Raw genomic sequence first — 12500 nt, forward strand, 5'->3', positions numbered from 1 at the left:
GGTTCAGAACGTCGTGAGACAGTTCGGTCCCTATCCGTCGCGGGCGCAGGAAATTTGAGAGGAGCTGTCCTTAGTACGAGAGGACCGGGATGGACGCACCTCTGGTGTACCAGTTGTCTTGCCAAAGGCATCGCTGGGTAGCTATGTGCGGACGGGATAAGTGCTGAAAGCATCTAAGCATGAAGCCCCCCTCAAGATGAGATTTCCCATAGCGTCAAGCTAGTAAGACCCCTGAGAGATGATCAGGTTGATAGGTTCGAGATGGAAGTGTGGCGACACATGGAGTTGACGGATACTAATCGGTCGAGGACTTAACCAAATTGTTGTTTGATTTACTTTTGACTCTGTTATCTAGTTTTGAAGGAATAACATTCCTTTATATGTCTGGTAATGATGGCGAAGAGGCCACACCCGTTCCCATTCCGAACACGGAAGTTAAGCTCTTCAGCGCCGATGGTAGTTGGGGGTTTCCCCCTGTGAGAGTAGGACGTTGCCAGGCAACACAAAGATCAGCGATTGCGCTGGTCTTTTTTTGTTTGCAATTATGGGTATGTCCATTTAATAGTTGAAATACTTGAAATGCCTTAACACCCTTTTTTTAAAAGCCATTCACTGACAAGATAAGGGGACTTTAATTGCGTGCACCCCAAAAACTGCTCGATCAACGGATAATCTTCTGTTGGCTTTGTATGATGAAGATCCATCCACCATTCCGTTTCATAGCGCGCAATCATACTTAGATTATAGAGCAGTAAATAATGAACCATAAGCTCAGAAAGCTGTTCACTATGAAAATCATTTTTTCGCGATATATAGCAAGTATTTGAAGGGAGATTATATTTTAGGCAACTGCAAGTATTCGGATCAAAAGGTGCAGAAAAAAATAACTCTATCTTATCTTTTCCGGTCTCCTTGACTTTTATAGAAAAAGGATAATTAGTTGATAAGAATTCCTGGAACCGCTCAGCAGTCATATGGAAAGTATCCAGTACACGATGATTACAGCGATATTGACAGTCCGACATTTTATTCAAGGTGAACCCTTTTTCTAACCCGAAAAATTCTAGGCTACCCGCCATTTCTGGAATTTCACCTAGAAGGCTGCCCATCATAAATTTATCTTTTTCCAAATGTTTCATATGAAACATTATCTCACTCATATAGCCAAATAACCCTTTCTGCTGAATTTTGACTTCATCACGCAAAAAAGAATAGTGTTGTTTCTTAAGCTTTCTTGTAGTGACTCCATGCGCTAATAAAGTAGTCGAACTTGGATAAAGAGGATCCTGAGTTAAAATAGCCGCCTTTATGAGTTGTACCAACCCATAAAATAGTAATATCGGCTTAAGCATGCTAGGAGAATGAGAAGCTTGTTTATAAAAAAGTTCAGCACTTTCAATGTGGTAGATAAAAGCTGGACTGTTTTGATAACTGTACGTGTGATATTCTTCAATCCTGTTTTGTTGGTATGTACGAGATAAAAAAAGCTGTGTATGTGAATGCGCTTTAAATAACTGAAAAAGGTCCCAAGAATCATTCAGATGCATCATCATAAATACTCCCTTTAAAAATTTTGAAAAATCAAACTTCTAGTACTTTCCTTGACAGTATTTTACCCAATTGATAACCTACTAATAATATTTTCAATCGGGAGGGCAAAAAAATGTGGGAAAATAAGTTTGCTAAAGAAGGATTAACGTTTGATGATGTATTGTTGATACCTGCAAAATCAGAGGTTCTGCCAAAGGAAGTAAATCTTTCGGTCAACCTTACGGAAACGTTGAAATTAAATATTCCCATTATTAGTGCTGGAATGGACACAGTCACTGAAGCCGATATGGCAATTGCCATGGCGCGCCAAGGTGGATTGGGAATTATTCATAAGAACATGTCGATTGAACAGCAAGCGGAACAGGTTGATAAAGTAAAACGGTCTGAAAGCGGCGTAATTACGGATCCGTTCTTCTTGACTCCGGAACATCAAGTTTTTGATGCAGAGCACTTAATGGGCAAATACAAGATATCTGGTGTGCCTATCGTCAATAATTTGAATGAGCAACAGTTGGTAGGAATCATCACGAACCGTGATCTACGTTTTATAAGCGACTATTCACTTCGTATTTCCGAGGTAATGACAAAAGAAGAATTAGTCACTGCTCCTGTTGGAACGACGTTGGAACAGGCTGAAAAGATTCTTCAGACCTACAAAATCGAAAAATTGCCTTTGTTGGATGATAATGGAGTATTAAAAGGCCTAATTACCATTAAAGATATTGAAAAAGTAGTTGAATTCCCTAATTCAGCAAAAGACAGCCAAGGACGCTTATTGGTTGGAGCAGCAGTAGGAATTACAAAAGATACTATGAAACGTGTACAAATGCTTGTGAAAGCACATGTAGATGTAATTGTCATTGATACGGCACACGGCCATTCAGCAGGTGTTTTGGACGTTGTCCGCGAGATTCGCGATGCTTACCCTGAATTGAACATTATCGCTGGAAATGTAGCTACTGCAGAAGCGACACGTGCTCTTATAGAGGCAGGGGTAGATATAGTTAAGGTCGGCATCGGACCAGGAAGTATCTGTACAACACGTGTTGTGGCAGGTGTAGGTGTTCCACAGATTACAGCTATTTATGATTGTGCTACAGAAGCGCGCAAACTTGGTAAAGCAATCATTGCCGATGGCGGAATCAAATATTCAGGTGACGTGGTTAAGGCCCTTGCTGCAGGCGGCCATGTTGTTATGCTTGGAAGCCTATTAGCTGGTGTGACAGAAAGTCCTGGAGAAACAGAAATCTATCAAGGAAGAAGATTTAAAGTTTATAGAGGGATGGGATCGGAAGCTGCCATGGAAAAAGGTTCGAAAGACCGTTACTTCCAAGAAGACAGCAAGAAGTTCGTTCCTGAGGGCATAGAGGGGCGTTTGCCTTATAAAGGACCTCTTTCGGATACTTTATTCCAATTAGTTGGCGGCATACGTGCAGGAATGGGTTATTGCGGTACAGCTAATTTAGAAGAATTAAGAGAAAAGGCCCAATTTGTCCGTATGACTGGTGCTGGTTTGCGTGAGAGCCATCCACATGATGTACAAATCACAAAAGAAGCTCCTAATTACTCAATTAGTTAAGTAAGCCAATAAGCAAATAGTCGGTGAAAGAATAGACAGAGCAATATCGATCTGTCTATTTTTTTTGTTTTTTTTGTGCTAAACTAAACAAAGCATGTTTAAAAAAGTAAATAATCAACATATATAACCAAAAAAATATGTATAAGTATGAAAAGCGGAGGTATTAGAAGTTGAAAAGTTTCAGCAAGATTACTGTAGTATTAACATTACTGATTGCATTTGTATTCTCTCAGTTCACTGGAGCTGCCCCTGCTAAAGCGGCAACAAGTGACCCATTAAGCCTTAAAGCAGAAGCAGCCATGCTATTGGATGCCAAAACAGGTAAAATCCTTTATGAAAAAAATGCTGATAAAGTTTTAGGCGTTGCCAGCATGTCTAAAATGATGTCTGAATATATCGTTATGGAATCGATTAAAGAAGGTAAGATTTCATGGGACGATAAAATTAATATTAATGAATATGTACATAACCTTTCTAAAGGTAATGGACTTTCAAATATCGGTCTTACACAGGGCGAAGATTACACCGTTAAAGAGTTATACGAAGCAATGGCTATCTTCTCGGCTAATGCAGCTACTGTAGCCTTGGCTGAAAAAATTGCCGGATCTGAAAAGAATTTCGTAGAGCTAATGAATAAAAAAGCAAAAGAGTTAGGTATGACGAAATATAAGTTTGTGAATTCAAGCGGCTTGAATAATAGCGACTTGGGCGGCAATATCGCTGCTGGCGGCCCAAATGATGAAAATGTCATGAGTGCACGCGACATCGCTACATTGGCTTACCACTTGATCAACGATTATCCTGATGTGCTTAACTTCTCTAAGCAATCTAAATTAAAATTTAAAGATGGCAAAGAATACCCGAACTTCAACTGGATGTTGCCTGGTTTGATCTTCCAGTACGAAGGTGTGGACGGATTAAAGACTGGTTCCACTGACTTTGCAGGCTATTGCTTTACAGCAACTGCCGAAAGAAATGGACAGCGTTTCATATCTGTTGTAATGAAATCACCTTCAAAGAACGAACGATTCACAGATACACGAAAGGTCTTAGATTACGCTTTTGCTAATTTTGGAAAAGAAGAAGTTTTAAAGGCTGGCTATAAGCCAAAGGGCAAAGAGATAGAAGTGGAAAAAGGAAAAGAAAAGCATGTTGCTTTGACCACTAAGAAACCAGTTGATTTAGTCATCCAAAAAGGAACGGCTAAAGAGTATAAGCCGGTCGTAGTGATCGACAAAAAGAAATTGAACAAAGACGGAAAGCTTGTTGCTCCAATTAAAAAAGGCGAAAAGCTTGGCTACGTTACAGTCCAATCCAAGAATGACCCGTACGGTTTCTTGACAAAAGAGGGAGCGAAACAGGTTCAAGTCGACCTTGTAGCTGCTGAAGATGTAGAAAAATCAAATTGGTTTGTCCTTTCAATGAAAGCTGTCGGTGGCTTCTTTGGGGATGTTTGGGACAGTGTTTCATCTATGGTAAAAGGCTGGTTCTAAAATAAGCAGAGGGCGTTCCCCGTTGTTGGAGGAGCGTCCTTTTTTTACTCTTTAATTTACGTCAATTTATCGAATGAAGTGGAAAAATGTATAAATAGGTTGCACATAGGTTAACTTTATAGTAAATTGAATACAAAATTAATTATTCTAAAAGCGATGATAGGAATTAGTAGCATAGGTTATTGTTTCAAAGAGAGCCGGTGGTTGGTGGAAATCGGCAATAATGCCTTGTGAATCCATCCTTGAGCAAAGTGCCGAACTTCCATTCGTGGAACAGTAAGTGCTTTCGGTTTTAAAAACCGTTATTCTTTTTAAGGTGAAAAGCATTAATCTGCTTTTAACTAGGGTGGCAACGCGGGTAACTCTCGTCCCTTCTTTGGGATGAGGGTTTTTTTGTATTCACCTAGAAGAACAGAATGGAAAAGGAGGAAGTAAGCATGTTGGATTTAAAATATTTACGTGCTAATTTTGAAGAAGTTAAAGCAAAGTTAAAACACCGTGGTGAAGATTTGACGGATTTGGGCAAATTCGAACAGCTGGATAGCCGCCGCCGTGAATTGATCAGCGAAACGGAAAAGTTAAAAAGCCGCAGAAATGAAGTATCTCAACAAATTGCAGTCATGAAAAGAGAAAAACAAGATGCGACAGAGGTAATTACTGAAATGAGAGAGGTCGGAGACCAGATTAAAGTGTTGGATGATGAGCTTCGCGATGTAGAAGCACAACTTGAGCGCTTATTATTATCTATCCCGAATATTCCCCATGAAAGTGTTCCTGTCGGCGACAGCGAAGATGACAATATTGTTGCCCGTACTTGGGGTAAATTACCGCAGTACAGCTTTGAGCCGAAACCGCATTGGGAGCTAGCAGATGAGCTGGGTATTTTGGATTTTGAACGGGCAGCCAAAGTAACCGGAAGCCGTTTTGTATTCTATAAAGGATTGGGAGCCCGTTTGGAGCGTGCCCTTATTTCTTTCATGCTTGACCTTCATGTTGAGGAACATGGCTACACAGAAATTCTACCTCCATATATGGTCAACCGCACGAGTATGACAGGAACAGGACAGTTACCGAAGTTTGAAGAAGATGCCTTCTTGATCGAAAGCGAAGATTACTTCCTGATTCCTACAGCAGAAGTGCCTGTGACAAATATGCACCGTGATGAAATTCTTGCCGGTGAGCAATTGCCGATCGGGTATGCAGCTTACAGTGCTTGTTTCCGCTCTGAGGCAGGATCTGCCGGCCGCGATACAAGAGGCTTGATTCGCCAACATCAATTCAATAAAGTTGAACTAGTTCGCTTTGTAAAACCCGAAGACTCATATCAAGAATTAGAAAAGCTGACAGGACACGCTGAGAAGGTTCTGCAATTGCTTGAATTACCTTACCAAGTACTTAGCATGTGTACGGCTGATCTTGGCTTCACTGCAGCGAAGAAGTACGATATTGAGGTATGGCTTCCAAGCTACGGTGTTTACCGAGAAATCTCTTCTTGCAGTAATTTTGAAGACTTCCAAGCAAGACGGGCTAATATCCGTTTCCGCCGTGATCCAAAAGGAAAACCGGAACATGTCCATACATTGAATGGCTCTGGCCTTGCTATCGGACGTACAGTTGCGGCTATCCTTGAAAACTACCAACAAGAAGATGGATCCATCAAAATCCCTGAAGTATTGCGTCCATACATGGGCGGAAAAGAATACATCAAGTAAAGAAACGAAAATAGCCGATAAAATGGCACAGCACCCCAAGATTCATTTTGGGGTGCTTATTTATGGCTGAGTAATGAGCATTCAGTCTGTTCTGTTTAAACTGAGGCGTATGAAGCTTCTTGAAAAGGACAGGTTTTTCGGTATCGTATTAAAACATGATTTCCTTAAATAATCTGTATATTTAATTTTTTTTTACGAAGGCTTGACACTAGATTATGCATTATGTTATCTTATTAAATGTTGATACGACAAGTTGAAACACATATTTTGGAGGTATACCCAAGTCCGGCTGAAGGGATCGGTCTTGAAAACCGACAGGGGCTTAACGGCTCGCGGGGGTTCGAATCCCTCTACCTCCTCCATTTACATCAATAACCATAGCGCATAATATGGAGATTATAGAAACATTGAAATCAATGCATATCAGCATTGATTTTTTTATTGTGAAAAAATTAGTGTTCTAAAGCTTTGTCATTCACCTAATATAAGCTGAAGGACTACATATTTCGGACCTGCTACTGCAAGCCCTGCAAGCTGTAGGCAGCACGAAATCTCAGGTGCAAATAAAAAGATACTCCCATCTGCATCAGGGATGCTTGTAAGGGAATATCTTTTGGTTGGATTGGTTGAAGAAACCTAAACATATGTAATTCTATTTAAACGAAAGAGCACACAGCTCCTTTTTTCTTGTCTGTTCATCCAAGCAAAAGGGAGGTTGTGTGCTCTTTTTCTGTGAATAAAGCTGTAGGCGCCATCCCCTCGAGATCGTAACCCAAACCTCTTTTACGTTTGTCGGGGAAAGCAAGCGCCTTCTGCTTTTTACCGGCCTGTTCTGCGAAGTCTTCTTGTTTCCTCCAGGAAATAGGAGACTCTTTCAACAATCGGCTCAATAGATGTTTCGTCATTGATTAAATCGTAGTCATTGATGTTTAAGCGAAGGACTGGGCATGCGTTAAATTGGTTAATCCAATCTTCATAACGCTTGTACATTTCTTCCCAATATTCAATAGGTGTTTGTTGTTCCATTGGACGGCCTCTTTCTTTTATGCGGGAAAGAACGTCATCCAATGAACCTTCTAGGTAAATTAACAAATCAGGATGCGGGAAGTAAGGAGTCATCACCATTGCATCAAAAAGGCTTGTGTAGTTCTCATAATCGACTTTGCTCATTGTGCCTTTTTCATAATGCATTTTGGCAAAAATGCCTGTATCTTCGTAGATGGAGCGATCCTGGATAAATCCGCCTCCATATTCAAAGATGCGTTTTTGTTCTTTAAACCGCTCCGATAGGAAATAAACTTGTAAATGAAAGCTCCAACGGGAGAAATCGTTATAGAACTTATCCAAATATGGATTGGAATCCACTTTTTCAAAGGATGTCCGGAAGTTCAATGCATTAGCTAATGCATTGGTAATCGTTGATTTGCCGACCCCGACTGTTCCCGCAATTGTAATGACGGCATCGTTAGGGATATTATGTTTAGCGCGAAGGTTCATTTTAGTTTTACTCCTTTTTGAAGCTCTTGATTAACTTGGTTTAAGATGGTGCTCAGATCATTTGTATTTTCGACAAAATCCATATCATCGCCATTGAATTGAAGAACAGTCACATCCGGATGCTTGGCGATGAATTGCTGCATAAAGACATGGTAATCGTTCAGTAGCTGTTCCATATATAGAGGGCTAATATTTTTTTCGATTTCACGGCCCCGTTTTTGAATCCGGCTCATTAGGGTATCCAAGCTGGCGTGCAAATAAATGACCATATTTGGAACAGGCATGTCCTGTGTCAGGATATCGAAAACACTTAAATACTTATTATATTGTGATTGCTTGAGACTGCGTTGAGCGAAAATCAAGTTCTTAAATATATGATAATCAGCTACGACCGGCTGTTGTTTAGCGAGGAATTTCGTTTCGATGTCTTCAAGTTGTTTATACCGATTGCATAAAAAGAACATTTCGGTCTGAAAGCTCCACTCATCGATATTTTCATAGAATTTGCCTAAAAATGGATTCTCATCTACGATCTCTTTGAGAATGGCAAATTGAAAATGATCGGAGATTGCTTTGGACAATGTAGTTTTGCCAACGCCAATTGGCCCTTCTACAGTTATGAAAGGTGTTTGTATCATTATTCTATACGGCCTCCTGATAATTTTGAAGGATGAATGCTCCTGTTATTTTAACACACACTCTTTCATCGCGTTGCAGATTATGCAAGAAAAATGAGTTGCAATTTTTACTAGGAATGATGAATGACGTTCAATGTGTATTAATTGAAGTATTCATTTATAATTGCGGTACTATTTCTAATATCCGCTTTCAGTACATTGGCCATCATAGTAAGGGCATATGTATTATCCTCTACATCGGCAGATGCGATGCAGTCTGCCGGACATACAAGGGAGTACTCCCGCATATAAGCATCGTTTGCTGTAAAAAGTACACAAATGTTCCCTGCTATTCCGGTAATAATCAATCGTTTTACTCCGAACTGGTGGAGCATTGTATTCAATGAAGTGCCATAGAAGGCCGAGTGCTTCGGTTTTATAAGGAAATAGTCATTTGGCTGTGGGGCAATCATGCTGATATAGGAATTGTTTTCTTTTGTTCGGCACATAAAAATAATTTTTTGGAAGTCTGCTTGCCATAGATTATAATGGTCATTAATGTATATGATGGGTATGCGGGCAGCGCAGGCCTTGGCTTTTACTAATAATATGGGATCGGTGATCTGTAAGGTATGGCGGTAACATGCTGTTCCGTTGCGGAATTTGAAATGATTGATCATATCGATGATTAAAAGGGCTGTATCCGATTTTTGCATAACATACTCCCATCCGGTTGTAGAACCTATATGATGGTGTTAGTCTGTTTCATTCCACTGAATTTAATTCGATTCTTTCTATAGGCAGGGAGCAAATGTATGGAAGCTAAAGATAAATTGTATATGGAAGCGGCTTTAAGAGAAGCGGCAAAGGCAGGGGAAAAGAACGAAGTCCCAATCGGGGCTGTCCTTGTTCTTGATGATGAAATTATTGCGCAGGCGCATAATTTGCGTGAAAGTGAACAAAGTGCAACTGCGCATGCTGAATTGATGGCTATTGATGAAGCCTGCAAGAAGCTTGGTACGTGGAGACTGGAAGATGCTACACTATATGTTACGTTGGAACCGTGCCCTATGTGCTCGGGCGCTATTATCCTCTCGAGGGTTAAACGAGTTGTCTACGGGGCATCTGATCCAAAAGCGGGATGCGCCGGGACATTCATGAATTTATTGACAGATGAACGGTTTAACCATCAGTGTGAAGTAGTCCCTGGTGTCATGGAGGAAGAATGCGGTCAAATCTTGACTGATTTTTTCAGAACGCTAAGAGCGCGCAAAAAAGAAGAAAGACGCAGACGGAAAGAATCGACGATAGAGTAAGATAATTCCGTTGCGGTTTTCATTGCTTTTTTCTAGAAATATGGGTATACTTGAAAATGCGTCGTATATGGCGCACTAATTATAGGTATCAATTTTGCCGTACTAGGTGGGGAGGTAGCGGTGCCCTGTACTCGCAATCCGCTCTAGCGAGACCGAATTCCTTTTAGAGGGTCGTATGCTGTAGGGTCTGCCTTTTGTAAGTGGTGTTGACGCTTGGGTCCTGCGCAATGGAAATCCATGAACCATGTCAGGTCCGGAAGGAAGCAGCATTAAGTGGAATCTTTCATGTGCCGCAGGGTCGCCTGGGCTGAGCTAACTACAAAAGTAACGCTTATGGCAGCGATTCGAAGAAAGGTGTACGGCAGTTATTCTTATAAATAATAGAGGATGGTATGCTCTTAACTTGTTAGGGGTGTGCATCCTCTTTTTTCTTTAGGGAAAAAAGGGATAGATTGCTTATGTCCCTTTGTAAAATGGAATTTAGTTAATGTATAATAAAATAGATTAGGCAAAAGGAGGACGTACGGTGGGATATCAAGCATTATACCGGGTTTGGAGACCACAGCTATTCTCTGATGTGATCGGCCAGAAACATGTGACAAAAACGCTTCAAAATGCGCTTGTCCAGGAAAAAATCTCCCACGCTTATCTCTTTTCGGGCCCAAGGGGAACTGGGAAAACCTCAGTCGCCAAAATATTGGCGAAAGCGGTTAATTGTGAACACTCTCCTGTACAGGAACCATGCAATGAATGCCCTTCCTGTAGAGGAATAACAGATGGTTCTATTTCAGATGTCATTGAAATCGATGCTGCATCAAATAATGGTGTCGATGAAATTCGCGATATCCGCGATAAAGTAAAATATGCGCCGAATTCTGTTAAGTATAAAGTCTATATCATAGACGAGGTGCATATGCTATCGACTGGTGCTTTTAATGCATTGTTAAAAACACTGGAAGAGCCGCCGCAACATGTTATCTTTATTTTGGCAACAACAGAACCGCATAAGATCCCTCTTACTATTATCTCCAGATGCCAACGGTTCGATTTCAAAAGGATCGGTCCTGAGGATATTGTAGAACGTATGAGCGGTATTGTAGAGAATACAGGCGTGTCCTGTGATGATCAGGCCCTTCAAATCATCGCACGGGCTGCGGAAGGCGGGATGCGGGATGCCCTTAGCCTTTTGGACCAAGCTATTTCGTTCAGTATGAATGACAGTGTGACGGTAGAGGATGCCTTGACCATTACAGGATCTGCCTCCCAGGTGTATTTGGGGACATTGGTCAATGCCATTCATGAAAAGGATGTAAGTAAGGCGCTGGCTTTATTGAAAGAGTTGTTATCTTTGGGTAAGGATCCGGTCCGATTGATCGAGGATTTGATCCTTTATTTTAGAGATATGCTTCTTTACCAGGTCTCGCCCCAGATGAGTGATGTACTTGAACGTGTATTGGTTGATGATTCGTTCAAACAGTTGGCTGGCGATATAGAGACCGGCGCGATTTATCAATTTATCGAACAACTTAACCAAACACAGCAGGAAATGAAATGGACGAACCACCCTCGTGTATTTATGGAAGTGTTAATTGTAAAACTATGCCACACTAAAACAGCAACGGCTGAAGATAGTGCATCTGTGATGGAACTGAAGAATAAAGTGCTTGAATTGGAAAATCAGTTGAACGCACTTAAAATGGAAGGCATTAAGGTCCAGGCTAATGCAGCCCCTCAACAAGCGAAGGCGAAGAAACAGATTAAGAAGTCATTTAAAGCACCTGCCGGCCGGATTCAAAATGTCCTGAAAGAAGCAACGAAGCAGGATTTGCAGGCTGTAAAAAATCATTGGGGCGAGTTATTGGGTACACTCGCTGACCAGAATATGAAATCAGCGGCAGCTTTATTGAATGAAGCGGAACCAGTTGCTGCATCCGATAGCGCTTTTGTGGTAAAATTCAAATACGAAATCCACTGTCAAATGGCAATGGAAAATACATCTTTTACTGAATCTATAGCGTCTATCATGCAACGTTTAGTTGGCCATGCACTGCGTATGGAAGGTGTGCCGGCTGGACAGTGGCAGGAAATCCGGGAAGATTTTATCGCCACCCAAAGCACCGATGAGGTAGAAACGAAAACAAGCCAAAAAGAAGAAGAACCGTTGATATCTGAAGCTAGAAAACTTTTTGGCGATGATTTATTGGAAATAAAAGATTAACTAAATTGGAGGATATACAATTATGCGTGGAATGGGAAATATGCAAAATATGATGAAGCAAATGCAGAAAATGCAAAAGAAAATGGCTGATGCCCAAGAAGAATTGGCTGAAAAGCGAATCGAAGGTTCTGCAGGCGGCGGCATGGTTGCTGTTACAATCTCAGGGAATAAAGAGATTGTAGAAGTAAAAATCAAACCTGAAGTTGTAGATCCGGATGATATCGAAATGTTAGAAGACTTAGTATTAGCAGCAACAAATGATGCTTTGAAGAAAATCGATGAATTGACAGCCCAGACAATGGGACAATTCACTAAAGGTTTAAATCTTCCTGGCATGTTCTAGGGGGTATAATCATGCATTATCCTGAACCTATTTCGAAATTAATCGATAGTTTCATGAAATTGCCGGGTATCGGACCAAAAACCGCCGCCCGGCTCGCTTTTTTTGTTCTAAATATGAAAGAAGACACAGTTCTAGATTTCGCTAAGGCATTAGTCAATGCAAAGCGTAATCTTT

The 12500-nt window shown here is 40.9% G+C and carries 11 protein-coding genes, 1 tRNA gene, 2 rRNA genes, 1 other RNA gene and 1 other annotated feature (2 of these 16 cut by a window edge); of the genes, 11 read left to right on the forward strand and 4 right to left on the reverse strand.

Annotation, left to right across the window (positions count from 1 at the left end):
• Together ABC357_RS20620 and rrf are read left to right on the forward strand one after the other, a co-directional pair.
• Positions 1 to 319 (forward strand): 23S ribosomal RNA (locus ABC357_RS20620) (it extends 2617 nt beyond the left edge of the window).
• Between the two features lie 64 nt (positions 320 to 383).
• Positions 384 to 499, forward strand: a 5S ribosomal RNA gene (gene rrf / locus ABC357_RS20625).
• Between the two features lie 85 nt (positions 500 to 584).
• Here rrf and ABC357_RS20630 read toward each other — a convergent pair.
• The gene (locus ABC357_RS20630) at positions 585 to 1553 is read right to left on the reverse strand and encodes a YaaC family protein (RefSeq protein WP_412889448.1); all 969 of its coding nucleotides are present in this window, start codon (positions 1551 to 1553) and stop codon (positions 585 to 587) included.
• Positions 1554 to 1663: 110 nt separating this feature from the next.
• Here ABC357_RS20630 and guaB point away from each other — a divergent pair, with 110 nt between their 5' ends.
• From guaB to ABC357_RS20650, 4 genes are all read left to right on the forward strand, one after another.
• Complete coding sequence (guaB, locus tag ABC357_RS20635) at positions 1664 to 3130, forward strand: IMP dehydrogenase (RefSeq protein ID WP_412889449.1); 1467 nt, start codon at positions 1664 to 1666, stop codon at positions 3128 to 3130.
• Positions 3131 to 3300: 170 nt separating this feature from the next.
• On the forward strand, positions 3301 to 4623 hold the full coding sequence (locus ABC357_RS20640; protein WP_412889450.1) for a serine hydrolase: 1323 nt from the start codon (positions 3301 to 3303) through the stop codon (positions 4621 to 4623).
• Between the two features lie 147 nt (positions 4624 to 4770).
• Positions 4771 to 4999: a binding site (T-box leader), on the forward strand.
• Positions 5000 to 5060: 61 nt separating this feature from the next.
• On the forward strand, positions 5061 to 6335 hold the full coding sequence (gene serS / locus ABC357_RS20645; RefSeq protein WP_412889451.1) for a serine--tRNA ligase: 1275 nt from the start codon (positions 5061 to 5063) through the stop codon (positions 6333 to 6335).
• 269 nt (positions 6336 to 6604) lie between these two features.
• Positions 6605 to 6697: transfer RNA gene (locus tag ABC357_RS20650), tRNA-Ser, on the forward strand.
• Between the two features lie 457 nt (positions 6698 to 7154).
• Here ABC357_RS20650 and ABC357_RS20655 read toward each other — a convergent pair.
• The 3 genes from ABC357_RS20655 to ABC357_RS20665 form a co-directional block, all read right to left on the reverse strand.
• Positions 7155 to 7832 carry a deoxynucleoside kinase gene (locus ABC357_RS20655; protein WP_412889452.1) on the reverse strand — a complete coding sequence of 226 codons (678 nt, stop codon included), beginning with the start codon at positions 7830 to 7832 and terminating at the stop codon, positions 7155 to 7157.
• On the reverse strand, positions 7829 to 8470 hold the full coding sequence (locus tag ABC357_RS20660; protein ID WP_412889453.1) for a deoxynucleoside kinase: 642 nt from the start codon (positions 8468 to 8470) through the stop codon (positions 7829 to 7831). The genes ABC357_RS20655 and ABC357_RS20660 overlap by 4 nt, the downstream gene beginning before the upstream one ends.
• A 140-nt stretch (positions 8471 to 8610) precedes the next feature.
• A complete protein-coding gene (locus ABC357_RS20665) occupies positions 8611 to 9165 on the reverse strand; it encodes a cysteine hydrolase family protein (RefSeq protein ID WP_412889454.1) in 555 nt (184 codons plus the stop codon).
• A 99-nt stretch (positions 9166 to 9264) separates the two neighbouring features.
• On the opposite strand from ABC357_RS20665, the gene tadA reads away from it, so the two are divergent.
• From tadA to recR, 5 genes are all read left to right on the forward strand, one after another.
• The gene (tadA, locus tag ABC357_RS20670) at positions 9265 to 9765 is read left to right on the forward strand and encodes a tRNA adenosine(34) deaminase TadA (RefSeq protein WP_412889455.1); all 501 of its coding nucleotides are present in this window, start codon (positions 9265 to 9267) and stop codon (positions 9763 to 9765) included.
• Between the two features lie 97 nt (positions 9766 to 9862).
• An RNA gene (gene ffs / locus ABC357_RS20675) (signal recognition particle sRNA large type) lies at positions 9863 to 10127 on the forward strand.
• Positions 10128 to 10291: 164 nt separating this feature from the next.
• Entirely contained in the window at positions 10292 to 11983 is a 1692-nt protein-coding gene (gene dnaX / locus ABC357_RS20680) for a DNA polymerase III subunit gamma/tau (RefSeq protein WP_412889456.1), read from the forward strand.
• 22 nt (positions 11984 to 12005) lie between these two features.
• Positions 12006 to 12326, forward strand: coding sequence for a YbaB/EbfC family nucleoid-associated protein (locus tag ABC357_RS20685; RefSeq protein ID WP_412889457.1), 321 nt, complete (start codon positions 12006 to 12008; stop codon positions 12324 to 12326).
• A gap of 11 nt (positions 12327 to 12337) precedes the next feature.
• Positions 12338 to 12500: the 5' portion of a recombination mediator RecR gene (gene recR / locus ABC357_RS20690; protein WP_412889458.1), read on the forward strand. It continues 434 nt past the right edge of the window; only the first 163 of its 597 coding nucleotides appear in the window; its start codon is at positions 12338 to 12340; its stop codon lies beyond the right edge, outside the window.

It is taken from the genome of Bacillus kalamii, assembly GCF_047238185.1.
GTDB lineage: Bacteria > Bacillota > Bacilli > Bacillales > DSM-1321 > Bacillus_AD.

What these genes read in the sequence shown, in the direction of transcription:
- ABC357_RS20630 (WP_412889448.1), bottom strand. Translation starts at nt 1,553, where the DNA reads ATGATGATGCATCTGAATGATTCTTGGGACCTTTTTCAGTTATTTAAA.
- guaB (WP_412889449.1), top strand. Translation starts at nt 1,664, where the DNA reads ATGTGGGAAAATAAGTTTGCTAAAGAAGGATTAACGTTTGATGATGTA.
- serS (WP_412889451.1), top strand. Translation starts at nt 5,061, where the DNA reads ATGTTGGATTTAAAATATTTACGTGCTAATTTTGAAGAAGTTAAAGCA.
- ABC357_RS20655 (WP_412889452.1), bottom strand. Translation starts at nt 7,832, where the DNA reads ATGAACCTTCGCGCTAAACATAATATCCCTAACGATGCCGTCATTACA.
- ABC357_RS20660 (WP_412889453.1), bottom strand. Translation starts at nt 8,470, where the DNA reads ATGATACAAACACCTTTCATAACTGTAGAAGGGCCAATTGGCGTTGGC.
- ABC357_RS20665 (WP_412889454.1), bottom strand. Translation starts at nt 9,165, where the DNA reads ATGCAAAAATCGGATACAGCCCTTTTAATCATCGATATGATCAATCAT.
- tadA (WP_412889455.1), top strand. Translation starts at nt 9,265, where the DNA reads ATGGAAGCTAAAGATAAATTGTATATGGAAGCGGCTTTAAGAGAAGCG.
- ABC357_RS20685 (WP_412889457.1), top strand. Translation starts at nt 12,006, where the DNA reads ATGCGTGGAATGGGAAATATGCAAAATATGATGAAGCAAATGCAGAAA.